This window comes from Aeromicrobium sp. S22, from assembly GCF_009661045.1.
Taxonomy (GTDB): Bacteria; Actinomycetota; Actinomycetes; order Propionibacteriales; family Nocardioidaceae; genus Aeromicrobium; species Aeromicrobium yanjiei.
Genome location: NZ_WJWV01000004.1, coordinates 60,357 through 86,078, shown reverse-complemented (window position 1 = coordinate 86,078; position 25,722 = coordinate 60,357). Strand labels below are relative to the sequence as shown.

At 70.6% G+C, this 25,722-nt stretch carries 31 protein-coding genes; 22 read left to right on the top strand and 9 right to left on the bottom strand.

Annotation, left to right across the window (positions count from 1 at the left end; genetic code table 11):
* Positions 1 to 9: 9 nt before the first annotated feature.
* Positions 10 to 1,206 (bottom strand): ROK family transcriptional regulator, encoded by a 1,197-nt coding sequence (locus GEV27_RS16480; protein ID WP_153651957.1) that lies wholly within the window; start codon positions 1,204 to 1,206, stop codon positions 10 to 12.
* A gap of 105 nt (positions 1,207 to 1,311) precedes the next feature.
* On the opposite strand from GEV27_RS16480, the gene GEV27_RS16475 reads away from it, so the two are divergent.
* From GEV27_RS16475 to GEV27_RS16450, 6 genes are all read left to right on the top strand, one after another.
* Positions 1,312 to 2,856, top strand: coding sequence for a sugar ABC transporter ATP-binding protein (locus GEV27_RS16475; RefSeq protein ID WP_228765364.1), 1,545 nt, complete (start codon positions 1,312 to 1,314; stop codon positions 2,854 to 2,856).
* Entirely contained in the window at positions 2,853 to 3,866 is a 1,014-nt protein-coding gene (locus tag GEV27_RS16470) for an ABC transporter permease (RefSeq protein WP_309222328.1), read from the top strand. The genes GEV27_RS16475 and GEV27_RS16470 overlap by 4 nt, the downstream gene beginning before the upstream one ends.
* A 42-nt stretch (positions 3,867 to 3,908) precedes the next feature.
* Positions 3,909 to 4,958, top strand: coding sequence for a substrate-binding domain-containing protein (locus tag GEV27_RS16465; RefSeq protein WP_153651955.1), 1,050 nt, complete (start codon positions 3,909 to 3,911; stop codon positions 4,956 to 4,958).
* A 74-nt stretch (positions 4,959 to 5,032) separates the two neighbouring features.
* On the top strand, positions 5,033 to 6,220 hold the full coding sequence (locus GEV27_RS16460; RefSeq protein WP_153651954.1) for a Gfo/Idh/MocA family protein: 1,188 nt from the start codon (positions 5,033 to 5,035) through the stop codon (positions 6,218 to 6,220).
* A complete protein-coding gene (locus GEV27_RS16455) occupies positions 6,217 to 7,224 on the top strand; it encodes a sugar phosphate isomerase/epimerase (RefSeq protein ID WP_153651953.1) in 1,008 nt (335 codons plus the stop codon). The genes GEV27_RS16460 and GEV27_RS16455 overlap by 4 nt, the downstream gene beginning before the upstream one ends.
* A gap of 54 nt (positions 7,225 to 7,278) precedes the next feature.
* A complete protein-coding gene (locus GEV27_RS16450; RefSeq protein WP_153935118.1) occupies positions 7,279 to 8,076 on the top strand; it encodes a hypothetical protein in 798 nt (265 codons plus the stop codon).
* A 27-nt stretch (positions 8,077 to 8,103) separates the two neighbouring features.
* On the opposite strand, the gene prfB is transcribed toward GEV27_RS16450, so the two are convergent.
* Both prfB and GEV27_RS16440 read right to left on the bottom strand, forming a co-directional pair.
* Positions 8,104 to 9,213 (bottom strand): peptide chain release factor 2, encoded by a 1,110-nt coding sequence (prfB, locus tag GEV27_RS16445; protein WP_153651951.1) that lies wholly within the window; start codon positions 9,211 to 9,213, stop codon positions 8,104 to 8,106.
* A gap of 22 nt (positions 9,214 to 9,235) precedes the next feature.
* Positions 9,236 to 9,418 (bottom strand): DUF5302 domain-containing protein, encoded by a 183-nt coding sequence (locus tag GEV27_RS16440; protein ID WP_153651950.1) that lies wholly within the window; start codon positions 9,416 to 9,418, stop codon positions 9,236 to 9,238.
* A gap of 80 nt (positions 9,419 to 9,498) precedes the next feature.
* On the opposite strand from GEV27_RS16440, the gene GEV27_RS16435 reads away from it, so the two are divergent.
* The 5 genes from GEV27_RS16435 to GEV27_RS18335 all read left to right on the top strand — a co-directional run bounded on the left by GEV27_RS16435 (position 9,499) and on the right by GEV27_RS18335 (position 12,895).
* Positions 9,499 to 11,331, top strand: a complete 1,833-nt coding sequence (locus tag GEV27_RS16435; RefSeq protein WP_194944239.1) for a CotH kinase family protein — start codon at positions 9,499 to 9,501, stop codon at positions 11,329 to 11,331.
* A gap of 18 nt (positions 11,332 to 11,349) precedes the next feature.
* Complete coding sequence (locus GEV27_RS16430; RefSeq protein ID WP_153935116.1) at positions 11,350 to 11,766, top strand: HIT family protein; 417 nt, start codon at positions 11,350 to 11,352, stop codon at positions 11,764 to 11,766.
* On the top strand, positions 11,763 to 12,332 hold the full coding sequence (locus tag GEV27_RS16425; protein ID WP_153935115.1) for a hypothetical protein: 570 nt from the start codon (positions 11,763 to 11,765) through the stop codon (positions 12,330 to 12,332). Before GEV27_RS16430 ends, GEV27_RS16425 begins: the two co-directional genes overlap by 4 nt.
* Positions 12,333 to 12,422: 90 nt before the next feature.
* Positions 12,423 to 12,794 carry a thioesterase family protein gene (locus GEV27_RS16420; protein WP_153651946.1) on the top strand — a complete coding sequence of 124 codons (372 nt, stop codon included), beginning with the start codon at positions 12,423 to 12,425 and terminating at the stop codon, positions 12,792 to 12,794.
* A gap of 26 nt (positions 12,795 to 12,820) precedes the next feature.
* Entirely contained in the window at positions 12,821 to 12,895 is a 75-nt protein-coding gene (locus GEV27_RS18335; RefSeq protein ID WP_369797015.1) for a 50S ribosomal protein bL37, read from the top strand.
* A 79-nt stretch (positions 12,896 to 12,974) separates the two neighbouring features.
* Here GEV27_RS18335 and rsrA read toward each other — a convergent pair whose 3' ends face one another.
* The 3 genes from rsrA to GEV27_RS16405 form a co-directional block, all read right to left on the bottom strand.
* On the bottom strand, positions 12,975 to 13,250 hold the full coding sequence (gene rsrA / locus GEV27_RS16415) for a mycothiol system anti-sigma-R factor (RefSeq protein ID WP_153911751.1): 276 nt from the start codon (positions 13,248 to 13,250) through the stop codon (positions 12,975 to 12,977).
* On the bottom strand, positions 13,247 to 13,876 hold the full coding sequence (locus GEV27_RS16410) for a sigma-70 family RNA polymerase sigma factor (protein WP_153651944.1): 630 nt from the start codon (positions 13,874 to 13,876) through the stop codon (positions 13,247 to 13,249). The genes rsrA and GEV27_RS16410 overlap by 4 nt, the downstream gene beginning before the upstream one ends.
* A 119-nt stretch (positions 13,877 to 13,995) precedes the next feature.
* Positions 13,996 to 14,736 (bottom strand): SOS response-associated peptidase, encoded by a 741-nt coding sequence (locus GEV27_RS16405; RefSeq protein ID WP_153935114.1) that lies wholly within the window; start codon positions 14,734 to 14,736, stop codon positions 13,996 to 13,998.
* Between the two features lie 78 nt (positions 14,737 to 14,814).
* Here GEV27_RS16405 and GEV27_RS16400 point away from each other — a divergent pair, with 78 nt between their 5' ends.
* The 9 genes from GEV27_RS16400 to GEV27_RS16360 all read left to right on the top strand — a co-directional run bounded on the left by GEV27_RS16400 (position 14,815) and on the right by GEV27_RS16360 (position 20,629).
* Positions 14,815 to 15,300 carry a DoxX family protein gene (locus GEV27_RS16400; protein WP_153651942.1) on the top strand — a complete coding sequence of 162 codons (486 nt, stop codon included), beginning with the start codon at positions 14,815 to 14,817 and terminating at the stop codon, positions 15,298 to 15,300.
* Positions 15,301 to 15,341: 41 nt separating this feature from the next.
* The gene (gene aroA / locus GEV27_RS16395; RefSeq protein WP_153935113.1) at positions 15,342 to 16,634 is read left to right on the top strand and encodes a 3-phosphoshikimate 1-carboxyvinyltransferase; all 1,293 of its coding nucleotides are present in this window, start codon (positions 15,342 to 15,344) and stop codon (positions 16,632 to 16,634) included.
* Positions 16,635 to 16,639: 5 nt separating this feature from the next.
* The gene (rsgA, locus tag GEV27_RS16390; RefSeq protein ID WP_153651940.1) at positions 16,640 to 17,647 is read left to right on the top strand and encodes a ribosome small subunit-dependent GTPase A; all 1,008 of its coding nucleotides are present in this window, start codon (positions 16,640 to 16,642) and stop codon (positions 17,645 to 17,647) included.
* Between the two features lie 60 nt (positions 17,648 to 17,707).
* The gene (locus tag GEV27_RS16385) at positions 17,708 to 18,628 is read left to right on the top strand and encodes an inositol monophosphatase family protein (protein WP_153651939.1); all 921 of its coding nucleotides are present in this window, start codon (positions 17,708 to 17,710) and stop codon (positions 18,626 to 18,628) included.
* A 61-nt stretch (positions 18,629 to 18,689) separates the two neighbouring features.
* On the top strand, positions 18,690 to 19,121 hold the full coding sequence (locus GEV27_RS16380) for a CBS domain-containing protein (protein WP_153651938.1): 432 nt from the start codon (positions 18,690 to 18,692) through the stop codon (positions 19,119 to 19,121).
* A gap of 90 nt (positions 19,122 to 19,211) precedes the next feature.
* Positions 19,212 to 19,802, top strand: a complete 591-nt coding sequence (locus tag GEV27_RS16375) for a PadR family transcriptional regulator (protein ID WP_208430853.1) — start codon at positions 19,212 to 19,214, stop codon at positions 19,800 to 19,802.
* Positions 19,792 to 20,202, top strand: a complete 411-nt coding sequence (arfB, locus tag GEV27_RS16370; protein WP_153935112.1) for an alternative ribosome rescue aminoacyl-tRNA hydrolase ArfB — start codon at positions 19,792 to 19,794, stop codon at positions 20,200 to 20,202. Before GEV27_RS16375 ends, arfB begins: the two co-directional genes overlap by 11 nt.
* A gap of 60 nt (positions 20,203 to 20,262) precedes the next feature.
* A complete protein-coding gene (gene ykgO, locus GEV27_RS16365; RefSeq protein ID WP_153651935.1) occupies positions 20,263 to 20,385 on the top strand; it encodes a type B 50S ribosomal protein L36 in 123 nt (40 codons plus the stop codon).
* 73 nt (positions 20,386 to 20,458) lie between these two features.
* On the top strand, positions 20,459 to 20,629 hold the full coding sequence (locus tag GEV27_RS16360) for a hypothetical protein (protein WP_153935111.1): 171 nt from the start codon (positions 20,459 to 20,461) through the stop codon (positions 20,627 to 20,629).
* A 2-nt stretch (positions 20,630 to 20,631) separates the two neighbouring features.
* On the opposite strand, the gene fahA is transcribed toward GEV27_RS16360, so the two are convergent.
* The 3 genes from fahA to hppD are packed head-to-tail and all read right to left on the bottom strand — an operon-like array spanning position 20,632 to position 24,196.
* Positions 20,632 to 21,789, bottom strand: a complete 1,158-nt coding sequence (fahA, locus tag GEV27_RS16355) for a fumarylacetoacetase (RefSeq protein WP_309222327.1) — start codon at positions 21,787 to 21,789, stop codon at positions 20,632 to 20,634.
* Positions 21,786 to 22,979 (bottom strand): homogentisate 1,2-dioxygenase, encoded by a 1,194-nt coding sequence (locus tag GEV27_RS16350; RefSeq protein ID WP_153935110.1) that lies wholly within the window; start codon positions 22,977 to 22,979, stop codon positions 21,786 to 21,788. The genes fahA and GEV27_RS16350 overlap by 4 nt, the downstream gene beginning before the upstream one ends.
* A 17-nt stretch (positions 22,980 to 22,996) precedes the next feature.
* On the bottom strand, positions 22,997 to 24,196 hold the full coding sequence (hppD, locus tag GEV27_RS16345) for a 4-hydroxyphenylpyruvate dioxygenase (RefSeq protein ID WP_153935109.1): 1,200 nt from the start codon (positions 24,194 to 24,196) through the stop codon (positions 22,997 to 22,999).
* 121 nt (positions 24,197 to 24,317) lie between these two features.
* Between hppD and GEV27_RS16340 the strand changes: the two genes are divergently transcribed.
* Positions 24,318 to 24,812 carry an Lrp/AsnC family transcriptional regulator gene (locus tag GEV27_RS16340; protein WP_153651930.1) on the top strand — a complete coding sequence of 165 codons (495 nt, stop codon included), beginning with the start codon at positions 24,318 to 24,320 and terminating at the stop codon, positions 24,810 to 24,812.
* A gap of 23 nt (positions 24,813 to 24,835) precedes the next feature.
* Positions 24,836 to 25,681 carry a PhzF family phenazine biosynthesis protein gene (locus GEV27_RS16335; protein WP_153935108.1) on the top strand — a complete coding sequence of 282 codons (846 nt, stop codon included), beginning with the start codon at positions 24,836 to 24,838 and terminating at the stop codon, positions 25,679 to 25,681.
* The last annotated feature ends 41 nt before the right edge of the window (positions 25,682 to 25,722 follow it).

The window sequence follows — 25,722 nt, the reverse complement described above, 5'->3', positions numbered from 1 at the left end:
GGCCCGGTGTCAGGCGATCCGCCGCGCGACGTACTCGTCGACGGCGCCGGGCGCGAGGACCGCGTCGATGACCATCGCGCTCGCACCGAGGATGCCGCCCTGGCTCCCCACCGCGGTGCCGACGATGCGCAGGTCGTGCGTCGCGAGCGGCAGGGACCGCTGGTAGACGACCTCACGCACGCCCGCGAGCAGGTACTCCCCCGCCTCCGACAGCTTGCCGCCGATCACGATGACCGACGGGTTGAGCAGGTTCACGCAGGTCGCCAGCACGGAGCCGAGATCGCGTCCGGCCTCGCGGACCGCCTGCAGCGCGGCGATGTCGCCCGAGGAGACAGCATCGACGATGTCCTGCGAGGACTCGACCGTGAGACCCCCGGCACGAAGCTTCGCCGCGATCGCCGGACCGGCCGCGACCGCCTCGAGGCACCCGGTGTTGCCGCAGCGGCACACGACGTCCGCAGCGGCCCCGGCGACCTGGACGTGGCCGAGGTCGCCCGCGGAGCCGAGCGCCCCTCGCAGCAGCCTCCCGTCGGTCACGATCCCGGCGCCGATGCCGGTCGCGACCTTGACCAGCAACAGGTGCGGCGCGGACTGCCAGGACGTGACGTACTCACCGAGGGCCATGAGGTTGACGTCGTTGTCGACCAGGACCGGGCCGTCGAACTGGCGGGCGAGGTGTGCCGGGACGTCGAAGTCGTGCCAGCCCGGCATGATCGGCGGATTGGCCGGTCGCCCGGTCGCGTGCTCGACCGGACCGGGTACGCCGATGCCGACGCCCGCGACGTCGGCCGGTCCCCGGTCGAGGCTCGCGAGGAGATCCACCGCGAGCGCCGAGACCCGGTCCAGCACGATCACGGGGCCGTCGGCGATGTCGCTCTCGACGGTCGTCTCGGCGAGCACCTGGCCCGACAGGTCGCTGACGGCCACGCTCGCGTGCGAGGCGCCCAGGTCGATCGCGAGGACCACGCGGTCGCGCCGGTTGAGGGCGAAACGCGTCGGCGGGCGCCCGCCCGTGGAGGCCGCCTCGCCGACGGGCTCCAGGAGGCCGGACGAGAGCATCGCGTCGACGCGGGCCGTGATGGTCGACCGGGCCAGCGAGGACAGCGCAGCCAGCTCGCCACGCGTGCGCGGCGTCCCGTCCCGCATCAGCTGGAACAGGTCTCCGGTGCCGACGAGCGTCGACGGAAGCCCCGGGGACGAAGTCATGGCCATGAGTAAACCACCCCTTGGGTCGCATCGCCGAGGCAAGTATGTCGTTCGCCGTCTGACTTTTGCTTGACGGCCGACAGAACGTGTGACTAGCATCACGCCATGTCAACCGCCCCCCTGCTCGAGATGCGCGGCATCGTCAAGGAGTTTCCCGGCGTCCGCGCCCTCGACGGTGTCGACCTGGTCGTCCGTCCCGGCGAGGTCCACTGCCTGCTGGGCCAGAACGGCGCGGGGAAGTCGACCCTGATCAAGGTGCTGGCCGGCGCGCACGGCGTCGACGAGGGAACGATCCTGTGGGACGGGGAGCCGGTCACGTTCAGCGATCCGCAGGTCGCCCTGGCGACCGGGATCGCGACCATCTACCAGGAGCTGGACCTGGTCGACGGGCTCAGCGTCGCCGACAACATCTTCCTCGGCCACGAGCGCGCCCGCGGCGGCGTCACCCGCGACGCCGACATGAACAAGGCGGCCCGCAGCCTCCTGGCGACCCTCGGCCACCCCGAGATCCGCCCCACCCGCGAGGTCGGCAGCCTCTCGGCCGCCGGCAAGCAGATCGTCTCGATGGCCCGGGCCCTGTCCCGCCAGGCCCGGGTCATCGTGATGGACGAGCCCTCCGCCGTGCTGGACCCCGACGAGGTCGACGGGCTGTTCCGCGTGGTCGAGGACCTGCGCGCCTCGGGCGCGGCCATCGTGTACATCTCCCACCGGCTCGAGGAGATCCGCCGCATCGGCGACCGGCTCACGGTCCTCAAGGACGGCCGCACGGTGGCCGGCGACCTGTCCGCCAAGGACACCCCCACGTCCGAGCTCATCACCCTCATGACCGGCCGCACCGTGTCGTCGGTCTTCCCGCGACGGTCCACCCCGCTTCCCGACGGGCCCGCGCTCCTCACCGTGGATCACCTGGTCCGCGACGGCGAGTTCGCCGACGTCTCGTTCGAGGTGCGTCCCGGCGAGATCATCGGCCTGGCCGGGCTCGTCGGCGCCGGCCGCAGCGAGATCATCGAGACGATCTACGGCGCCCGGCGCGCCACCGGCGGCTCGGTGACCGTGGACGGCACCCGGCTGCGCAACGGCTCGGTCGACGCGGCGGTCCGGGCCGGCCTCGGCCTGTGCCCCGAGGAGCGCAAGTCGCAGGGACTGATGCTCGACGACGCCGTCTATCGCAACATCTCCCTCGCGAGCATCGACCGCTTCGCCCGCTTCGGCGTCTCCGCCGAGGGCGCCGAGCGGCGCGCCGCCCACGAAGCCGCCCGGTCCGTCGACGTCCGCCCGGATGCGCCCGACCGTCTCATGCGCACGCTCTCGGGCGGCAACCAGCAAAAGGTCGTCCTGGCCCGCTGGCTGCTGCGGTCGTGCAAGGTCCTGCTGCTCGACGAGCCCACCCGGGGCGTCGACGTCGGCGCCCGGGCGGAGATCTACCACCTGGTCCGCGCGCTCGCGGACTCCGGCGTGGCCCTCGTGGTCGTCTCCAGCGACATCGACGAGGTGCTCGGGCTGTCCGACCGGGTCCTGGTCATCGCCGAGGGCTCGGTCGTGCACGACGGGCCCAGCGACGCCATCGACGCCTCCGGAGTTCTCGACCGCATCCTGGCCACCCACGAGCACCAACCCACCACCGACGAGCAGAAGGGGGAAGTCGCGTGAGCGCCTCCCTGCGTGATCCCTCCCTGACCGTGCCCGCCAAGCCGCCCCGTGGCGACCGCGGCGGCAATCTCGGCCTGGCCCGCAACCTCGGCCTGGTCGTCGCGCTGGTGATCTTGTGCATCGTCGGCGTCGTGACCGCCGGCGACCGTTTCGCCAGCTCCGACAACGTGCTGACGATCCTGCGGCTCGCGGCCGTGATCGGTGTCGTGTCGATCGGCATGACGTTCGTCATCACCGGCGGCGGCATCGACCTGTCCGTCGGCGCCATCGTGGCTCTGTCATCGGTGTGGGCCACGACCACCGGTACGCAGGCCATGGCCGACGACATCGGCTGGATCGCGATGGTGTTCAGCGCCGTCCTGGTCGGTACGGCGTGCGGAGCGATCAACGGTGTGCTGATCGCGTACGGCCGGGTCGTGCCGTTCATCGCGACCCTGGCGATGCTGGCCTCGGCCCGCGGCCTGGCCGAGATCATCGCGGACCGCAAGACCCAGATCATCCGCAACCAGGGCTTCCTGGACTTCTTCGATGCCGAGCCGCTCGGCATCCCGGTGATCGTCATCATCTTCGCCGTGGTCACCGTCGCCGGCTGGTTCCTGCTCAACCGCACGACGTTCGGGCGCCGGACGTTCGCGGTCGGCGGCAACCCCGAGGCCGCCCGCCTCGCCGGCATCAAGGTCCAGCGGCACACCGTCTACCTGTACGCGCTGCTCGGCCTGACCTGCGGCATCGCTGCGGTGATGCTGATGTCGCGCACCACGACCGGCTCGTCCACCCACGGCACCGGCTACGAGCTCGACGCCATCGCCGCTGTCGTGATCGGCGGCACGCTGCTGAGCGGTGGGCGCGGCACGATCGTCGGCACCCTCTTCGGCGTCCTCATCTTCACCACCCTGACCAATGTCTTCACGCTCAACAACCTCTCCACGTCGGCCCAGGCCGTCGCCAAGGGCGTGATCATCGTGATCGCCGTGCTCCTGCAGCAGCGCATCGCGAACCGCAAGACGTAGCACCTCACGATGCATCCCTCCCCCACCACCACAGGAGTCCACATGTCCACGACCCACCCCCGTCGCCGTCGATCCCTCGTCGTCGGCGCACTCGCGGCAGCCACCCTCGTCCTCGGCGCCTGCACCAACGGCTCGAGCGGCGATGGCGACACCAGCGACGCCATCGCCAAGAGCAACACCGACAACGACAAGTCCGGCGACAAGGTCGTGATCGGCTTCTCCGCCCCGGCGGCCGACCACGGCTGGATGGGATCGATCACCAAGTCCGCGATCGCGCAGGCCAAGGAGTACGACGACATCGACCTCAAGGTCGCCGAGGGCACCAACGAGGTCAACCTGCAGATCTCCCAGGTGGAGACCTTCATCAACGACAAGGTCGACGCGATCGTGCTCCTGCCGTTCGACGGCGCCGCGATGACGTCGGTCGCCCAGAAGGCCATGGACGCGGGCATCATCGTGATCAACGTCGACCGCGAGTTCGACTCCCCGTTCGCCGCCCGCACCACGGTGCTGGGCGACAACTACGGCATGGGCGTCTCGGCCGGCACCTTCGTCTGCGAGGACGCCGCGGGCAAGAAGGGCTTGAAGGTCGCCGAGATCGCCGGCATCGACTCGCTGCCGCTGACGCAGGACCGCTCGAAGGGCTTCGCGGACGCCCTCAAGTCGTGCGGCCTGAAGGTCGACAACCGGGTCGCCGCCGAGTTCACCGTCGAGTCCGGCGAGAAGGCTGCCTCGAACCTGCTGCAGGCCGCTCCGAAGATCGACTACCTGTGGAACCACGACGACGACCAGGGCGTGGGCGTCATGGCGGCCATCAAGAACGCCGGCCGTGACGAGTTCACGATGATCGGCGGCGCCGGCTCGGCCAACGTCATGCGCGACATCAAGGCCGACAACACCGTGCTCAAGGCGACGGTCGTCTACCCGTCCACGCAGGCCGCCGACGGGATCAAGCTCGCCCGCCTGCTGGTCCAGGGCAAGTCGATGTCCGACCTCGCCGAGATCGAGGTGCCGCGCCAGCTCAAGCTGTCGGCTCCCGTCGTGACGAAGGAGAATGTCGACACCTACCTCCCGTCGGCCTTCGAGTCCTGACGGTCCGGGGCCCGCCGCGATGGTGGCGGGCCCCGGTCCCCCTCCGCCCCACCCCTCCTCACGAAAGCTGGCCCATGTCTGACACACGTCCCGCACTCGGCATCGGCATGGTCGGCTACGCCTTCATGGGCGCCGCCCACTCCCAGGCCTGGCGCACGGCCCCCGCGTTCTTCGACCTGCCGTTGACGCCCCGCCTGTCGGCGATCTGCGGCCGCGACGAGGCCGCCGCCGCCGATGTGGCCCGTCGATTCGGCTGGGAGTCCGTCGAGACCGACTGGCGCGCGCTGCTCACCCGCGACGACATCGACGTCATCGACATCTGCACCCCCGGACACACCCACGCCGAGATCGCGATCGCCGCGCTCGAGGCCGGCAAGCACGTCCTGTGCGAGAAGCCGCTCGCCAACACGGTCGAGGAGGCCGAGGCGATGGCCGAGGCCGCCGCGGCCGCCGCCGAGCGCGGAGTGCGGGCGATGTGCGGCTTCACCTACCGGCGTACGCCCGCAGTGGCGTTCGCCCGCCAGCTCGTGGCCTCGGGCCGGATCGGCACGATCCGCCACATCCGGGGGCAGTACCTGCAGGACTGGCTCGCCGACGAGGACGCCCCGCTCAGCTGGCGCCTCGACAAGTCCCTGGCGGGCTCAGGCGCCCTCGGAGACATCGGCGCCCACATCATCGACATGGCCCAGTTCGTCTCCGGCGACTCGATCGCCTCGGTCAACGGCCTCATGGAGACGTTCGTCCCGACCCGCCCCGTGGGGGGCGACCATGCCACGCTCGGAGGCACCTCCTCCAGCACCGCCGAGCGCGGACCGGTGACCGTCGACGATGCGGCCGCCTTCACCGCCCGCTTCGTCGGCGGCGCCATCGGCGTCTTCGAGGCCACCCGGTTCGCGACAGGACGCAAGAACGCATTGCGGCTCGAGATCAACGGCACGCTGGGCTCGTTGGCGTTCGACTTCGAGGACATGAACGTGCTCGAGCTGTTCGACGCGACCGAGGACCCGGCCGTCGCGGGCTTTCGTCGCATCATCGTCACCGAGGCCACGCACCCGTACATCGCGGCGTGGTGGCCCCCGGGCCACGGCCTCGGCTACGAGCACGGGTTCACCCACCAGGTCGTGGACCTGGTCACCGACATCGCCAAGGGCGCCGACCCGGCACCGTCCTTCGCCGACGGGCTCGCGGTCCAGCGGGTCCTCGCGGCTGTCGAGGCGAGCGCCGCGGACGGCACCACCCATCAGATCGGAGCCATCTCATGACCCGTCCCATCACCTTGTTCACCGGCCAGTGGGCCGACCTCCCCTTCGAGGAGGTCGCGGCGCTGGCCGCCGGGTGGGGCTACGACGGCCTGGAGATCGCCTGCTGGGGCGACCACCTCGACCCGTGGGCCGCGGTCGAGGACCCCGACCACATCAAGACCCGCCTCGACATCCTGGCCAAGCACGACCTCAAGGTCTACGCGATCTCCAACCACCTCAAGGGCCAGGCGGTCTGCGACGACCCGATCGACGAGCGCCATCACGACATCCTCTCGGCGCGGGTGTGGGGCGACGGCGATCCCGAGGGCGTACGCCAGCGGGCCGCCGAGGAGATGAAGCACACCGCCCGGGCCGCGCGCATGCTCGGCGTCGACACGGTCGTCGGTTTCACCGGGTCGTCGATCTGGAAGTACGTCGCGATGTTCCCCCCGGCGTCCGAGGCGATGATCGCGGCCGGCTACCAGGACTTCGCCGACAGGTGGAACCCGATCCTCGACGTCTTCGACGAGGAGGGCGTGCGATTCGCCCACGAGGTGCACCCGAGCGAGATCGCGTACGACTACTGGACGACCCACGCCGCGCTCGACGCGATCGGTCACCGCGAGGCGTTCGGTCTCAACTGGGACCCGTCCCACTTCGTCTGGCAGGACCTGGACCCGCTCGGCTTCCTGTGGGACTTCAAGGACCGGATCTACCACGTCGACTGCAAGGACGCGAAGAAGCAGGTGGGCAACGGTCGCAACGGCCGGCTCGGCTCCCACCTGCCCTGGGCCGATCCGCGCCGGGGCTGGGACTTCGTGTCGACCGGACGCGGCGACGTGCCGTGGGAGGCGTGCTTCCGCATGCTCAACACGATCGGCTACGACGGTCCGATCTCGATCGAGTGGGAGGACGCGGGCATGGACCGGCTGGTGGGCGCACCCGAGGCGCTGGCGTACGTCAAGGCCAATCTCTTCGACGCCCCGGCAGCCGCCTTCGATGCCGCCTTCAGCTCGGCGGACTGAGCGCCGGTCGGTTCTGGACGGGCGGCGACGGGGCCCCGGGGCTAGCGTCAAGGCATGAGACTTCCGCTCCTGGACCCCCGTGACGCACTGGCCCTGATCGGCCGCGGCCCGGCCCTGGTCGAGACGGCCCTCACCCTCGTGCCGCGTGCGGCAGCGCTGCTGGACGCCGCCGAGATCCTGCTCAACCGCGTCGACGGCATGATCGACCAGGTCGAGACCACCCGTCTGGCCGCCGACGACGCGATCAAGCGCATCGGCGAGACCAACACCCGCGCCGACGACGCGATCAGCAAGATCGGCGAGACCAACACCCGCGCCGACGACGCGATCAGCAAGATCGACCAGACCAACACCCGCGCCGACGAGGCCATCGACCACATCGGCCGGACCAACACCCAGGCCGACGAGGCGGTGGCCCGGATCGACCGGACGATCGACCAGGCCGACGGGCTCGTCGTGCGCGCGGCGGGGCTGCTCGGCAGCGTCGAGCCCACGGTGGAGCGCGGGCTGCGGATGTTCGACGACTTCGCACCGATCATCCAGCGTCTGCAGCCCATCGCGGAGCGGCTCTCCACCACGGTCGACCCCGACGAGGTCGAGGCCGTGGTCCGCCTGCTCGATCACCTGCCCGACCTGGTCGAGCGCATCGAGACCGACGTGCTGCCCATGATGGCGACGCTGCGCAACGTGGGTCCGGACCTGCACGACTTGCTCGACCTGACCCGCGAGCTCAACATGATGCTGGGCAAGGTCCCCGGGATGGGGCGGGTCAAGAAGCGGGTCGACGAGCAGCAGGAGCGCGAGGCCACCGCTGAGGACCGCGACGCACGCGCAGACGACGAGAGGCACTGACCACGAAGCGGTGGCGGCGCCGGACGGCTAGTCCGTGCCGTGCTCCCGGCGCCAGCGGATGCCGGCCTCGATGAAGTCGTCGATCTCGCCGTCGAGCACGGCCTGCGTGTTGCCGGTCTCGTACTCGGTGCGCAGGTCCTTGACCATCTGGTACGGGTTGAGGACGTAGTTGCGCATCTGGTCGCCCCACGAGGCCTGGACGTCACCGCGCAGCTCGTCGAGGTGAGCACGCTCCTCGGCCTTCTTCAGGGCGAGCAGCTTGGCCTTGAGGATCACCATCGCGCTGGCCTTGTTCTGCAGCTGGCTCTTCTCGTTCTGGCAGCTGACGACCGTGCCGGTCGGGATGTGCGTCAGGCGCACGGCCGAGTCGGTCGTGTTGACGCTCTGGCCGCCGGGGCCCGACGAGCGATACACGTCGACGCGGATCTCCTCCTCGGGGATGTCGATCTCGTCGGTCTGCTCCAGCACCGGGACGACCTCGATCGCGGCGAACGAGGTCTGCCGGCGGCCCTGGTTGTCGAAGGGCGAGATGCGCACCAAGCGGTGCGTGCCCGCCTCGACCGAGAGCGTCCCGTACGCGTACGGGGCCTTGACCGCGAAGGTCGTGGACTTGATGCCCGCCTCCTCGGCGTACGACACGTCGTAGACCTCGACCGTGTAGCCGTGGCGCTCGGCCCACCGGATGTACATGCGCTGCAGCATGAGGGCGAAGTCGGCCGCGTCGACGCCACCGGCGCCCGAGCGGATCGAGACCAGCGCATCGCGCTCGTCGTACTCACCCGAGAGCAGGGTGCGGATCTCGAGGGAGTCGATCGCCTTCTTGATGCGGACCAGCTCGGAGTCGGCCTCGGCCAGCGTGTCGCTGTCGCCCTCCTCGGCGCCCATCTCGTGCATGATCTCGACGTCGTCGAGACGCTGGCGCAGGCCCGTGACGCGTTCGACCTCGGCCTGCAGGACCGACAGCCGGCCGGTCACGCGCTGCGCATTGGCCTGGTCGTCCCAGAGGTCGGGTGCACCGACCTCCTCCTGCAGCTCGGCGATCTCCTTGCGCACGGCATCGAGGTCGAGGACCTTCTCGATGGACGTCAGGGTCGCGTCGAGGGCCTTGGTCTGCTCGGTGAAGTCAGGGGTTGCCACCTGTCGAGGCTACCGGGTCCGGTCACACGCTCTTGCGGCGGAACTCCGGTGACTGCGTCGGGCCGTTGGCACCGTGCGACTTCTCGCTGCCGTCGTGCTCGGCGCCCTCGGCCGTCGCGTGGTGCTTGCCCTTCTTCTTCTCCAGCGCCTCGCGGAACTTGGCCTTCATGTCGGCCTGCTTGTCTGTGCCCTCTGTCTCAGCCATAGCGCCATCCTACGCCCAACGATGCCCGTAGAATTCTGTCGACTCAAGGAGACAGGTTGTACGTGCGCAGGTTGGTCGTGGTGGCAGGAATCGTGGCGACAGGTCTGGTGGTGCCGACGCAGGCGTCAGCGGCCGTGGCACCGTTGGCGGTGTCCCCGTCCCAGCCCGTCCAGGGCAAGACGTTCACCCTCAAGGGCACCGTGACCCCGAAGTTCGCTCGTCCGGTGCGGCTGCAGCGCTACGTCGGCGGACGGTGGACGACCGCCCGCACGACCAAGAGCACCTCCTCGGGCCGCTACTCCTTCACGTACCGCTCGAGCGCCTCGTCACTCACCTTCCGGACGCACGTGCCGAAGGCCAAGCGCAACGGCAAGGGCCACACGTACAGCTCCCAGAAGTCGGCCAAGCTCGTCGTCCGGCCCGTACGGCCCGCACAGCCCGCCCGGCCCGCGCCGAAGCCCGTCGTCACGCCTGCTCCTGCCCCCGCGTCCACATCCCTGACGCTCACGACCGCACCGGGCGGCACGGTCAGCGCCGAGGTCGTCTCGACACCGGCCGCGGGTCGCCGCGTGGAGATCCATCGCCTGGACGGTGACGCCTGGGTCACCGATGCAAGCGCGCCGCACCACGCGTCCGGCCGCACCACCGTGTCGTTCGACGCGCCCACTCCCGGCGAGCACGAGTACCGCGCCGTCGTCGTGGGCGCCGGACTGCCGACGAGCACGTCGACCACCGTGCGCCTGGCCGTCCAGTCGCGCGTGGCGCGGGTCGACGTCCGCACCGACGGCGGCGAGGAGATCACGAGCGGCGAGACGTACGTGCCGGGGACGATCGTCGTCGACCCGCGCGGATCCGATCTCGCGGCCTCGACCACGCCCGCGCGGTTCCGCGTACGTGGCAACAGCACGTCCTGGGCGCGGATCAAGCTGTCGTACAAGGTCAAGCTCGACACGAAGACGTCCCTGCTCGGGCTCCCCGCGAGCAAGGACTGGGCGCTCATGGCGAACTTCTACGACCGCTCCATGCTGCGCAACGAGGTGGCCTTCGAGGCGAGCCGGCGCGTGGGACTGCCCTGGACCCCCCGCATGCGGTTCGCCGAGCTGTGGGTCGACGGCAGCTATCGAGGCCTGTACCAGCTCGGCCAGAACATCGAGGCAGAGCCGGGACGCGTCGAGCTGCCCGACGGGGGCTTCCTCCTGGAGGGCGACTCCCACGAGGAGGACGACCTGGCCTTCCGGACCGACCGCGGGTTCCAGATCTTCTTCAAGGACCCCGACGATCCCGACGCCACCACGCAAGCGCGCGTCGCCGCGCAGGTCCAGGCGGCCGAGGACGGGATCTACGCCGGCGACCTGTCATCGATCGACATCGGATCGTTCGTCGACTACTACATCGTCAACGAGCTGCTCAAGAACTTCGACTCGGCCATCAACAACAGCAACTGGATGGTGCTGTCGGCCGACGGGACGCTGGCGATGGGCCCGGTGTGGGACTTCGACCAGTCGATGGGCAACCGCACGGACCTCGACGCCAACCAGACGTCCGGTCTGTTCACGGGTGAGCTCTTCGGCGAGTACGCACCCAGCCAGATCAAGCTGCCCGAGGGGCACTGGTTCAACCAGCTCGTGGCGAACCCGGAGTTCCGGGCGGCGCTCACGAAGCGCTGGGCGCAGGTCCGTGGCCCCCTGTCCGGCCTGTCCGACCACGTCGCGGCCCTCGGTCGCGAGGTCAAGGACGCCGGCCCCCGGAACTTCACCGATGGCAACGGCGGCCTGGGACTTCCGCTCGGACCGACCATCCTCGACCACGAGCCGAGGTCGGTCTTCCACGGCTCCTGGAGCGCCGAGGTCGACGCGCTGCGCACGTGGGTCGGCGGCCGCTACACCTGGCTGGACGGCTACCTGTCGAGCTGACCGCGGCATGATGGAGCCATGACCGACCCCGACTGCCTGTTCTGCAGCATCATCGCCGGGACGACTCCCGCCGCGGTCGTGCTCGAGACGGAGGACGTGGTCGGCTTCCTCGACGTACGACCGCTGTTCAAGGGGCACGTCCTGCTCGTCCCGCGCGAGCACGTCGTGACGCTGCCCGAGCTGCCGGAGCACCTGCTCGTACCGTTGTTCGCGTCCGCGCAACGGGTGGCATCGGCGCTCACGTCCGGTCTCGGCGCGCAGGGCACGTTCGTCGCGATGAACAACGTCGTGTCCCAGAGCGTCCCCCACCTGCACGTCCACGTCGTCCCCCGCACCAAGGGGGACGGCCTGCGTGGCTTCTTCTGGCCCCGCACGACGTACGCCGACGGCGAGGCCGAGGCCTGCGCCGCCACGATCCGAGAGGCCCTCCCATGACCCTGACCCGGGAGACCGCGGCCGCGAAGGCCCGCGAGCTGCTGCACGTCGACGTGACGCCGTACCCCCACGAGGAGCTCGAGGCGGACCTCGTCTGCGGCGGCTTTGCGTTCGACGGCGGTGACCGCGCCGCGATCATCGGCTACGACGGCGGCTACCAGACCAGCATGACCGAGCTGTCGGGCGAGACGCCGGACACCCTGATCACCGGATGGCTCGTCGAGCAGCGGCACCGCCACGGGGCACCGGACGCGCCGGCGGAGCCGTCGGCTGCACCGACCCACCCGTGCCCGATCTGCGGCACGCCGACGCCGCACACCGATCGCCATCCCGCGTCGGTCTGCGCCGAGTGCGAGCGTCGAGCGGCCGACCGGGACGGTCGCCGCATCGTGGCGCTGAGCGACGGGCCGTTCGGCGGGGTCGTCGTGTTCTACGCCGAGTCGCCGTCCGGCACACAGAGCGAGATCGCCGGGGACGTGCTGGAGACCGGGCGGTGCTGGATCGACGGCATCGAGTGCACGATCGACGAGTCCCGCTTCGGTGGGGTCGTCATCTCGCGCGCGTAAGGCGCGCGTCGGCGGACGTAAGCCTCCCCCCGGCGGACGGGGGGCTCCCGTCGGCGGACGGGGGGCTCCCCTCGGCGTTAGGGTCGGGGGATGGAGACTGCGAGCGTCACCCACACGGTCACCACGGCGGACACCGCGGCCGCCCTCGGCTCGGGAGATCTCGAGGTGCTGGCCACCCCGCGCGTCCTCGCGTGGCTCGAGGAGGCGACGTGCGCCGCGCTCGAGCTGCCGGCCGAGCGGACGAGCGTCGGGACCCGCATCGAGATCGAGCACCTGGTCGCGAGCCCTGTCGGCACGACCGTCACGGCGACGGCCACCGCGGTGCACACCGACGGTCGGCTCGTCCGCTTCCAGGTCGCTGCGCAGGACGCCGACGGGACGCTGCTGGCCACCGGCGAGGTGCGTCGCGTCGTGGTGGACCGGGAGCGATTTCTGTCCCGGATCACGCCTGTGGGAGACTGAGTCGTCGACTTTCGAGGAGGAAAACCATGGGCAAGACTGGCCGCAAGCGTCGTGCACGTCGCAAGAAGGGCGCCAACCACGGAAAGCGCCCCAACGCGTGACCTCAGCACCACATGAGAAATCCCCGTCCATCGGACGGGGATTTCCTCGTTGCGGCCCTGATCGGACCGGAGAGCGGGTCTAGGCCTGCTTCTGCTCGGTGATCGTGACCTGGACCGTGCGGATCGACATCAGGACCTTGTCGCGCAGCGGCTCGGGTGCGACCTCGGAGCACGAGCGCGAGACCAGGCTCTTGACCACGCGCTCGAGGTCGTACTCGCTCAGGCACGCCGTGCACTCGTCGATGTGGTTCTGGATCTCCGCGCAGCTCGCGGTGTCGATCTCCTGATCGATGAACAGGTAGAGGTTCTCGAGTGCCTTCTCGCAGTCGGGCCCCTGGCAGTTGCTCGCGCTCATGCCTTGTCACCTGCTCCCGTCACTGCCATGCCGCGATCGCGCGCATAGTCGGCCAGCATCTCGCGCAGGAGTCGTCGCCCGCGGTGCAGCCGGGACATCACGGTGCCGATCGGCGTGTCCATGATCTCGGCGATCTCCTTGTAGGGGAAACCTTCGACGTCCGCGAGGTAGACCGCGTACCGGAAGTCCTCGGGCAGCGCCTGCAGGGCGTCCTTGACGTCGCTGTCGGGCAGGTGCTCGAGCGCCTCCATCTCGGCGGACTTCAGCCCCGACGAGCCGTGCGACTCGGCACGGGCGATCTGCCAGTCCTCGATCTCGTCCGTGACCTGCTGCGGCTGACGCTGCTTCTTGCGGTACGAGTTGATGTACGTGTTGGTGAGGATGCGGTACAGCCACGCCTTCAGGTTGGTGCCCGGCTTGAACTGGTGGAAGGCGCTGAACGCCTTGGAGAAGGTCTCCTGGACGAGATCCTCCGCGTCGTGCGGGTTGCGCGTCATGCGCAGCGCGGCCGAGTACAGCTGGTCCAGGAACGGCAGCGCGTCCGCCTCGAAGCGGGCCTGCTGCTGCTCCGGGGTCTCGGTCTCCCGCGCGTCAGGCGCGTCGGGGGTTTCAGGGGTGACAGTCATCGTCTCCCAGCCTACTCCCGCAACCCGTTGGGGGCGGAGTGGCGTGATGGACGCGCTGTCGTGCGGTGCAAATGTCAGCATCTGACCTCCTGGCTCGTACAACCGCCGGAGGGGTGCGGCTATTCCGCGTGCTCGGCCGGGAGGGGGAGGATCAGCTCGGGGCCGTTGTTGCGCACGTTGTTGACCGCCGTCGAGACGGGGAACGCGTCGAGGCGTCCCGGAGCGGCAGGGATCAGCAGGCCCAGCAGCTCGTCGGTGCCGCGTGGCGCGGGGTCGAGCCACGCGTCATAGGCCTGCGGCTCGAGGAACAACGGCATCCGCTCGTGGACGTGCCCGAGGGAGTCCTCCGCCGTGGTCGTCAAGATCGTGAAGCTGATGACCCAGTCGTCGGCCTCGCGGTCCTTCCAGAACTCGTAGAGCCCGGCCATGGCCAGGACCGATCCGTCCTTGGGGGTGATGTAGAACGGCTGCTTGGTCGGCTTCTTCTTGCCCTCGGCCGGCTCTCCGGCGTACCACTCGTAGTAGCCGTCGGCCGGCACCAGCGCACGACGCCGCGCGAACGCCTTCTTGAACGCGGGCTTCTCCGCGACCGTCTCCGAGCGCGCGTTGATCATCCGGTTGCCGATGGACGGGTCCTTGGCCCAGCTCGGGATGAGACCCCACTTGGCCGTGAGCAGCTCGCGCCGCGCGGGTGCGGAGGGGTCCGTCGCCTCGTCGCGGCGCCCGATCACGACGGGCGCCAGCTTGGTCGGCGCCATGTTGTAGTCGGGCTCGGGCTCGACGAACGAGCCGGCCAGATCGGCCTCGAAGGCCTGGTGGAGGCTGGCCGCGGTCTGGGTCGTCGCATAGCGCCCGCACATGCGTCCAGCCTGCCACAGGGCCCCGACACCCCGACGCACATGATGCGACCCTCCGCCGCGGTCGGGTATGAATGGGTCATGACCCTCTTGCGCTCCGTGGCTCGTCCGATGCTCGCCTCGATGTTCGTCTACGGCGGCGCGCAGGCGCTCAAGCAGCCCGGGGCGCGGGCGGCCAAGGCCCAGCGGTTGGCCGACCTGATCAAGAAGGTCGCCCCGCAGGTGCCGGTCAACGGCGCCAACCTGACGCGCGTCAACGGAGCGGTGCAGCTCACCGCGGGCCTGGGTCTGGCGACGGGGCACCTGCCCCGCCTGTCGGCGTTCGTCCTGGCCGTCACGCTGCCGCCCACGACGGTCGCCGGACACCGCTACTGGGACGAGACCGACCCCGCGGCGCGCACCAACCAGCGCATCCACTTCATGAAGAACATGGCCCTGACCGGCGGTCTGCTCATGGCGACGCTCGACCCCGACCCGCACAAGAAGATCCTGGCGCGCCGCGCGAAGGACAAGATGTCCGTGGCCGCGGCCTCCGTCGCCGATCAGCTGGACCACATCCGCAGCTGAGTCGCGGCCGCCACACCACGCGGACCGATAGGCTGGCGGCGATGACTGACCCGCTCCCCTGGCTCGCGCCCCACCGTGACACGCCCTTCTCGGGCGAGGTCCTCGTCCCCGGCTCCAAGTCGCTGACCAACCGCGTCCTGATCCTCGCTGCCCTCGGCGACGGGCCCTCGGTCATCACCCGGCCGCTGGGGTCGCGCGACACCAACCTCATGGCGGCCGCGCTCACGACCCTCGGCGCCACGATCGACCGCGACGGCATGACGTGGACGGTGACGCCCGCCCGCACGGACGCGACCGAGCCCGCCACGATCGACTGCGGGCTCGCGGGCACCGTCATGCGGTTCGTCCCGCTGGTCGCCGCCCTCGGGCGCGCAGCCGTCACGTTCGACGGCGACGAGCACGCGCGCGTACGCCCGATGGCGGCCACGATCGCGACGCTGCGCACGCTCGGCGTCGAGGTCGACGACGGCGGCCGGGGCTCGCTGCCGTTCACGGTGCACGGGACCGGCCGCGTGGCGGGAGGGACCGTCGAGATCGATGCGTCCTCGTCGAGCCAGTTCGTCTCGGCGCTGCTGCTCGTCGGTGCCCGGTTCGAGCAGGGCCTCGACCTGCGCCACACCGGCGCGACGCTCCCCTCGATGCCGCACATCGAGATGACGATCGCCGAGCTCCGCCGTCGCGGCGTCCGGGTCGACACCGACGAGCCGGCCCGCTGGGTCGTGCACCCCGGCCCGATCGACGCGCTCGACGTCGAGATCGAGCCCGACCTGTCCAACGCCGGCGTGTTCATCGCCGGCGCCCTCGTGACCGGCGGCGACGTGCGCATCCGCAACTGGCCGCGCGACACCGATCAGGCCGGCGACGCGTGGCGCGACATCGTCCCCGCGTTCGGCGGCACGGTGACGCAGGACGGGGCGGATCTCGTCTTCGCGGCCGGACCCGAGCTCAAGGGGGTCGAGCTGGACCTGCACGACGTCGGCGAGCTGACCCCGGTGATCGCCGCGATGGCCGCCCTCGCGTCCTCCCCGTCGCGCCTGACCGGCGTCGCGCACCTGCGGGGGCACGAGACCGACCGGCTGGCCGCGCTCGTCGCCGAGATCAACCGTCTGGGCGGTGACGCCGAAGAGCTCGAGGACGGGCTGCTCATCCGGCCGCGGCCGCTGCACGGCGCGACGTTCCGCACGTACGACGACCACCGCATGGCCCACGCCGCGGTCGTGCTGGGTCTGCGCGTGCCCGATCTGCTGGTGGAGAACGTCGTCACGACGATCAAGACCTATCCCAACTTCGCCCCCGTGTGGGAGCGACTCATGACCGCCCCCGCGAAGGTCTGACGCCGATGGCACGACACGACGACGAGCACGCGAAGTTCGAGCGGCCACGGCGTCACACCCGCCCCCGCACCAAGGTGCGGCCCAACTACGACGAGGCCGCGACCGCTCGCGTCGTGACGATCGACCGCGGTCGCTACACGGTCATGCTGGACGATCCCTCGACCGGCGAGCGGGGCTCGCAGCTGATCACCGCGATGAAGTCGCGCAACCTGGGCCGCAAGGGCGTCATCGTCGGCGACGAGGTCCGGGTCGTCGGCGACATCAGCGGCGACGAGGGCTCACTCGCCCGCATCGTCGAGGTCACCCCCCGCCGCACCGTGCTGCGCCGCACGGCCGACGACGACGACCCGATCGAGCGCATCATCGTGGCCAATGCCGATCAGCTCGTGATCGTCGCCGCCCTCGCCGATCCGCCGCCGCGCGCAGGTCTCATCGACCGCTGTCTCGTGGCCGCGTTCGACGCCGGCATGGAGCCGCTGGTCTGCCTGACCAAGGCCGACCTGGGCTCCCCCGACGAGATCGTCGCGATGTTCGAGCCCCTCGGCGTACGCGTCGTGGTGACCCGCCAGGACGGCGACCTGGACGCGGTGCGCGATGTGCTGCGCGACCGGACCAGCGTCCTGGTCGGGCACAGCGGGGTCGGCAAGTCGACGCTCGTGAACGCCCTGGTGCCCGACGCCCACCGCTCGGTGAGCTACGTCAACGCGGTGACGGGACGCGGCCGGCACACCTCGACCTCGGCGATCAGCCTCGAGCTGCCGTTCGGCGGCTGGATCATCGACACCCCGGGCATCCGGTCGTTCGGCCTCGCGCACGTCGAGGTCGACGACATCATCAAGGCGTTCCCGGACCTGCAGGACGCCGCGCGGGACTGCCCCCGCGGCTGCCTGCACTCCGCGACCGAGCCAGAGTGCGGGCTCGACCTCGCGGTCGCCGACGGCACGCTCGCGCCCGAGCGCGTCGAGTCGTTCCGGCGCATCCTGGCCAGTCGCGACCAGCTGGACGACTACTAGCCGAGGCGCTTCAGAGTGCCGACGGCGGTTTCGCGCTGCGAACGCCGTACCCTGAGGGCCATGGCTCACTCGTACAACGACGACCTGCGCCTCGCCCACGTGCTTGCCGACAACGCCGACAACCTCTCGATGGAACGCTTCCTCGCGGTCGATCTCGAGGTCGACACGAAGCCGGACATGACGTACGTGACCGAGTCCGACCAGGCCGTCGAGGCCGCCGTCAGGCGCACCCTCAAGTCCGCCCGCACCCGTGACATCGTGCTCGGCGAGGAGCAGGGCGAGGAGGAGGGCTCGACCGGTCCCGGTGGCCGCCGCTGGATCATCGACCCGATCGACGGCACGTCCAACTTCGTGCGCGGCGTCCCGGTCTGGGCCACGCTCATCGCCCTGGAGGAGGACGGCGAGATCGTCGCCGGCTGCGTCTCGGCGCCCGCACTCGGCCGCCGCTGGTGGGCGAGCAAGGGCACGGGTGCGTTCACGGGCAAGTCGCTCATGTCCTCCCGGCAGATCCGCGTCTCCCAGGTGTCGGACCTGGAGAGTGCCTCGCTGTCGTACGCCTCGCTCGGCGGGTGGGACGCGATCGGCAAGGGTGAGGCCTTCGCCGCGCTGATGCGGCGTTGCTGGCGGACCCGCGCCTACGGCGACTTCTGGTCGTACATGCTGCTCGCGGAGGGTGCGGTCGACATCGCGGCCGAGCCCGAGCTCAAGATCTGGGACATGGCCGCGCTCGACGTCATCGTGCGCGAGGCCGGCGGCACGTTCACGAGCCTCGCCGGCGCGCCGGGCCCCTGGGGCGACAACGCGCTGGCCACCAACTCCCGCCTGCACGACGCCGCGATGGCGTATCTCGGTCACTTCCCGGACCAGGGGCCGCCCGACCAGTCGTGGACCGACGAGCCCGAGGACGACGCCCCGCCGCCCGAGCGCGACAACGTCCGCGCCTTCGACTTCACGCGGGAGCCGGCCGACGACGCTCCGTGAGGCTCGCCCCCGGACTGTGACTGGGGTTACAGTGCCGGGAACCGAGGAACGGAGTCTGCGCATGCGCGTCAAAGATGTCCTGTCGTCCAAGGGGAGCGACGCGGTGCACGTGATCGCCCCCGATGCCACGGTCTCCGACCTCATGGATCGGCTCGCCGATCTCAACGTCGGCGCCCTCATCGTCAGCACCGACGGAAGCGAGGTGCTCGGCATCGTGTCCGAGCGCGACATCGTCCGCAAGCTGCGCGGCGCCGAGAACGCCCGCGACGTCGCGGTGTCCGCGATCATGACGACCGACGTCCGCACCTGCTCGCCCGAGGACTCCTTCGGCGGGCTGATGGCGATCATGACCGAGCACCGCGTGCGCCACGTCCCCGTGCTCGAGGACGGCCGGCTCGTCGGCGTGCTCAGCATCGGCGACGCGGTCAAGCACCGCATGGAGCAGCTCGAGTTCGAGCGCGACCAGCTCAACAGCTACGTCGCGGGAGGCTGACACCGGCCCTCATTTGAAATCGACAGGTTACCGATATATCGTTTAGGTATCGGCAACCTGTCGATGACGTATGAGAAAGTGGGTCACCCCATGCACAGCAACGAATTCCAGGACATGCGCCGCCCGGCCGATCGCCGGCGCGGCAGGCACCACCAGGACCACGGCCTCGGCGCCGACCTCGGCTTCGGCCCCGGCTTCGGCGGCCCCGGTCGTCCACGCGGCCGGCGACGCGGCGGACGGGGCGGCGACGTCCGAGCGGCCGCCCTGCTCCTGCTCGCCGAGGAGCCCAAGCACGGCTATCAGCTCATCCAGGAGATCGGCGAGCGCAGCCAGGGGTCGTGGACCCCGAGCCCCGGCTCGATCTACCCCGTGCTCCAGCAGCTCGAGGACGAAGGACTGCTCAGCTTCCAGCGCGTCGACGGCCGCAAGACCGCGACCCTCACCGAGGAGGGCGCCGCGTACGTCGCGGAGCACCGCGAGCAGCTCGGCACCCCGTGGGAGGACCAGCGCGGCGACCAGCGGCGCGAGATGCACGAGCTCTCGACGAGCCTTCGGTCGTTCATCAGCGCGTGGAAGCAGGTCGCCCAGGCCGGCACCCCCGCCCAGCAGGAGAAGGCCACCGCCGTGGTCGAGGAGGCCCGGAAGGCCATGTACCGCATACTGGCGGACGATGAGTCATGACCGACGCCTGAGCCTGCCCGAGAGCGAGATGACCTGGCGGTTCTCCCGCTCCTCCGGCGCGGGCGGCCAGCACGTCAACACGACCGACACCCGCGTCGAGCTGATCTGGTCGCTCGCCGACACCGCCGCACTCTCCCCTGCCCAGAAGGAGCTCGCCGCGACCCGGCTCGGCAACCGGCTCGTGGACGGGTTGATCACGATCGTGTCGTCGCAGTACCGCTCGCAGCACCGCAACCGGGAGGACGCCCGCGTCCGCCTCGAGGAGCTCGTGGGCCAGGCGATCGTCCCGGACCGTCCGCGCCGCCCGACGAGGCCGAGCAGGTCCTCCCAGCGCCGCCGCCTCGACGCCAAGAAGCGTCGCGGCTCCCTCAAGGAGGGCCGCAGCGGCACGTGGGAATAGTCGCTACCTGACAACGGTTGTCATGTGTGTCGGATTCTCCGACAGACGAGAGGACATCCCATGAAGGTCCGCAGCTCACTTCGCTCGCTCAAGAACCAGCCCGGCTCGCAGGTCGTCCGGCGCCACGGACGCACGTTCGTGATCAACCGCGACAACCCCCGCCTGAAGGCCCGTCAGGGCTGACCAGGACGCACGGCTCCTGATTGACCGGGGAGTCCGTGGGGTACGCGGGGCCCACGCCTACCCAGGAGGACCCATGACCGTCGCACCCCCTGAGCCCGCGCTGCCCGAGGAGGACCAGCCGAGCCGTCCCGAGCCCCCCGACCTGCCGGACCCGGCGTTCCCGGAGGTGCTGCCCACCCCGGAGCCCGGGGAGGAGCCTGACCGGGAGCCGGCGCCCGAGACCCAGCCCGATCGCGAGGGCTGAGCTCAGGACGTCACCTGGCCCTCGACCTGACCGAGGGCGATCCGGCGACCGCCGGCCAGCCGTGCGGTCGCCGCGATCGTGACCCGGTCGCCGTCGAGCAGGAAGGCGCGGGTGGACCCGTCATCGAGGGTCACGGGGCGCGAGCCGTTCCAGGACAGCTCCAGCAGGGAGCCCTGCTGGCCCGGTCCGGGGCCGCTGACCGTGCCGGAGGCGAACAGGTCGCCCGGGCGCAGTGCGGCCCCGTTGACCGTGAGGTGGGCGAGCATCTGCGCGGGCGTCCAGTACATCTCGGAGTACGGCGCCCGCGACACCACCGTCCCGTTCACGGCGATCTCGAGCTCGAGGTCGAGCCCCCAGGGCTCGTCGTCCTGCAGGTACGCCACCGGATCGGGGTCGCGGCGAGGCGGGTCGATCCGGGCGCCGGCGAGGGCCGCGAGCGGGACGACCCACGGTGACACCGAGGTCGCGAACGACTTGCCGAGGAACGGGCCCAGCGGCACGTACTCCCACGCCTGGACGTCGCGCGCGGACCAGTCGTTGACGACACAGACGCCGAAGACGTGCTGGTCGAAGGACTCGACCGGCACCGGCTCCCCGAGGGACGAGCCCGCGCCCACGACGAAGCCGATCTCGGCCTCGAGGTCGAGCTTGGCGGTGGGGCCGAACGCGATGGTGCCGTCGCGCTCACGCATCTGTCCGGAGGGCCGGCGGATCGGCGTCCCGGAGACGACGACCGTCCCGGCCCGGCCGTGGTAGCCGATGGGCAGGTGCTTCCAGTTGGGGGTCAGCGCGTCACCGTCCGGCCGGAAGAGTCGTCCGACGTTGGACGCGTGGTGCTCGGAGGCGTAGAAGTCGACGTAGTCGGCGACCTCGAACGGCAGCACGAGCTCGACCCCGGAGGCCGGCACCTGGTGCTCGGCGAGCGCGCCCAGGTTGGCCGCGACGTACGTACGCACCTCGTGCCACGTGCGGGGCCCGGCGGTCAGCAGGGGATCGAGCGAGCCGGCCGCGAACAGTCCCGCGTACGCGTGCCCGCGCGTCGCCAGCGCCGCGGTGAGGTCGACGACGTCCGTGCCGACGCCCACGCCCACCCGTGCCCGCGCCTCCCCCGGGCGTACGAACGAGCAGTACGGCAACGTCGTCCGGCCGAAGTCCGTCACCCGCGCGCCCCTGACCCCGACCACGACCAGGCGTAGCGGCCGTCGTCGCAGGCCCGGCCGGCCTCGCCGAGCTCGAGCGGGCGGAAGGTGTCGACCATGACCGCGAGCTCGTCGAACGACTCGGCGCCGAGGCTCGCCTCGATCGCTGACGGCTGGGGCCCGTGGGAGTGCCCGCCCGGGTGCAGAGAGACCGAGCCGCGCCCGATGCCCGATCCCTTGCGCGCCTCGTAGTCGCCGGCGACGTAGAACATGACCTCGTCGGAGTCGACGTTGGAGTGGTAGTACGGCACGGGGATCGCGAGCGGGTGGTAGTCGACCTTGCGGGGCACGAAGTTGCAGATCACGAAGTTCGCCCCCTCGAAGACCTGGTGCACCGGCGGCGGCTGGTGCACCCGGCCCGTGATCGGCTCGAAGTCCGCGACGTTGAAGGCGTACGGATACAGGCAGCCGTCCCACCCCACGACGTCGAACGGGTGCTGCGGCACGACGTGCACCGAGCCGGCCAGGCCGAGCGGGCCTGAGCCGCGATGCTTGATCAACACCTCGACGTCGGTGTCCTCGCGGATCTCGGGATCACCGGGCCCGCGGAGATCGCGCTCGCAGTACGGTGCGTGCTCGAGCAGCTGGCCGTAGCGCGAGAGATAGCGCTTGGGCGGCGCGATGTGGCTGTTGGCCTCGATGCAGTACGCCCGGACGTCCCCGGCCGGGACCCACCGGTGGGTCGTCGCGCGCGGGACGACCAGGTAGTCGCCGGGGCCGAAGGCGATGTGCCCGAAGACCGTCTCGAGCGTCCCGGACCCGTCCTCGAGGAAGACGCACTCGTCGCCCGTGGCGTTGCGGTACAGCGGGGACGTCTCGGCCCCCACGGCGTACGAGATGCGGACGTCGGCATTGGCCAGCACGAGTCGCCGTCCGGTGACCAGGTCCCGTCCTGCACCTCCGTCGAACAGGTCGTGCAGCTTGAGGTGCCGCGCGAGCAGGGGCTCGTTGGGCGTCGTGGTGTGGTCCGGCAGCTCCCAGCGCCGGGCGTCCACGATCGCCGACGGCACACCACGGTGGTAGAGCAGGGAGGAGTCCGAGGAGAAGCCCTCCTCCCCCATGAGCTCCTCGCGGTACAGCGCCCCGTCCGGCGCCCGGTGCTGGGTGTGGCGCTTGGGCGGGACGTGGCCCGCGCTGCGGTAGTGCGCCATGTCAGCTGCTCCCTCGCCTAGAAGTTGCCTCGTCGGGCCTGCTCGCGCTCGATCGCCTCGAACAGTGCCTGGAAGTTGCCCTTGCCGAAGCCCAGCGAGCCGTGGCGCTCGATGAGCTCGAAGAACACCGTGGGCCGGTCGCCGATCGGCTTGGTGAAGATCTGCAGGAGGTAGCCGTCCTCGTCCCGGTCGACCAGGATGCCGCGCGACTGGAGCTCCTCGATGGGCACGCGCACCTCGCCGATGCGCTCGCGCAGGGCCGGATCCGTGTAGTAGGAGTCGGGCGTCGCGAGGAACTCGATCCCCGCGGCGCGCAGCCGGTCGACCGTCTCCAGGATGTCGTTCGTGGCCAGCGCGAGGTGCTGGGCGCCCGGCCCCTGGTAGAACTCGAGGTACTCGTCGATCTGCGACTTCTTCTTGCCCACGGCCGGCTCGTTGAGCGGGAACTTGACCCGGTGGTTGCCGCTGGCCACGACCTTGCTCATCAGCGCGGAGTACTCGGTCGCGATGTCGTCGCCCACGAACTCGGCCATGTTGGTGAAACCCATGATCCGGTTGTAGAAGTCGACCCACTCGTCCATGCGGCCGATCTCGACGTTGCCGACGACGTGGTCGAGCGCCTGGAAGATCCGCTTGGGCGCGTCGTCCGCGCGCACCAGCGACGAGGACCGCGCGACGTAGCCGGGCAGGTAGGGCCCGTCGTAACGGCTGCGGTCCACGAGCGTGTGGCGGGTGTCGCCGTACGCCGCGATGGCCGCGACCCGCACCGTGCCGTGCTCGTCGCTGACGTCGTGCGGCTCCTCGAGGATCGTGGCCCCCTCGGCCCGCGCGTGGTCGATGCACACGTCGACGTCGGGCACCTCGAGCGCGATGTCGGTGATGCCGTCACCGTGCAGGCGGTGGTGGTCCGCGACGGGGCTGTCCGGCGCCACGCCGCCGCGCAGGACGAACCGCACCGCGCCGCTCTCCAGGACGTACGCGTGGTGGTCGCGGTTGCCGGTCTCGGGGCCCGAGTACGCCACGAGGTCCATCCCGAACGCCGACATGTAGAAGTGGGCGGACTGCGTCGCGTTGCCCACCGCCCACACGACGGCGTCCCAGCCGGTGACCGGGAACGGGTCGGTCGTGGGGTCGTGCTCGACCAGTCCGACGAGCTGCTGCAGCTGGGCGAGGTCGAGATCGGCGAGGCGTTCGGCATCCGTGAGGTCGAGGGTCATGTGACCCAGCACACCGCACGCCCGCGCCGTGGACAACTGGCCCACCTCGAGGTGGTCAAACCCCCCAGCTCGGTGCACCATGGGGTGCCTGTACTAGGCAGATTGACCGGATGGAGACACGATGGACCAGCTCGATGTCGCGCTCGTCGAGGCGATGCACGCCCATCCGCGCGTGGGGGACCTCGAGCTCTCGCGGCTGACCCACGTCGCTCGGGCCACGGTGCAGTCCCGGCTCGCCAAGCTCGAGGAGGCCGGCGTGATCACCGGCTACGGGCCCTCGGTCGATCTCGTCGCGGCCGGCCACCCGGTCCTGGCCTTCGTGACCCTCGAGATCATGCAGGGCTCACTCGACGCCGTGACGGCCGAGCTGGACTCGCTGCCCAACGTCCTCGAGGCGTACATCACGAGCGGCAATGCGGACGTCGTGTGCAAGATCGCCGCGACCTCGCACGAGGACCTCAAGGACACCCTGCTGCACATCAGCCAGTCCGGATCGGTCGCCCGGTCCACCAGCGTGATCGTGCTGTCCGAGCTGGTGCCACCTCGCGTCCTGCCGATGCTGCGCAAGGGCGCCGACGACGGCCCGAGCCGGTCCCCGTCGTTCCGGTCCGCATGACCCGGAGTTGCTAGCGTCGGCTCATGCACCCGTTCAGCCAGGTCGACGTGTTCGCCGCCGAGCTCACGCTCGGCAACCCCGTGGCCGTCGTCCACGACGCCGACGACCTCGACGAGGCCCAGATGGCGGCGTTCGCACGCTGGACCAACCTGTCGGAGACGACATTCCTGCTGCGCCCGACGACGCCGCAGGCCGACTACCGCGTGCGGATCTTCACGACCGCGCGCGAGCTGCCGTTCGCCGGCCACCCGACGCTCGGCACCGCGCGCGCATGGCTCGAGGCCGGCGGGGAGCCCGCCCACGCCGGGGAGCTGGTGCAGCAGTGCGCCGCCGGGCTGGTGCGCGTACGCATGGACGGTGACCGGCTCGCGTTCGCCGCACCTCCGCTGGTCCGCAGCGGGCCCGTCGACGCTGCTGATCTCGACGAGGCCACGGCCGCCCTGGGGCTCGATCCGTCCCAGGTCATCGACGCCGCGTGGGTCGACAACGGGCCCGGCTGGGCCGCACTGCTGCTCGACAGCGCCGAGACCGTCCTGGCGCTCGAGCCCGACCCCTCGGCGTTCGGCGTGCTCGACAAGGTCGGTGTCGTGGGTCCGCACTCCTCCGGCGGGGAGACCGCGTTCGAGGTCAGGGCGTTCGTGCCCGGCTCGATCGGCGAGGACCCCGTGACCGGCAGCCTCAACGCGTCGATCGGCCAGTGGCTGACGTCGACCGGCCGGGCCCCCGCGTCGTACGTCGCCGCGCAGGGGACGCGCCTCGGTCGGCGCGGCCGCGTGCACGTCGACCTGGTCGACGACGTGCTCTGGGTCGGGGGTCGGACAACGGTCGGCATCAGCGGCTCGGTCACCGCGTGGGGCGCTGGGGCCTGACTGACGGATCGCCGCAGTCGACGCACGAGACTGAGCACGAC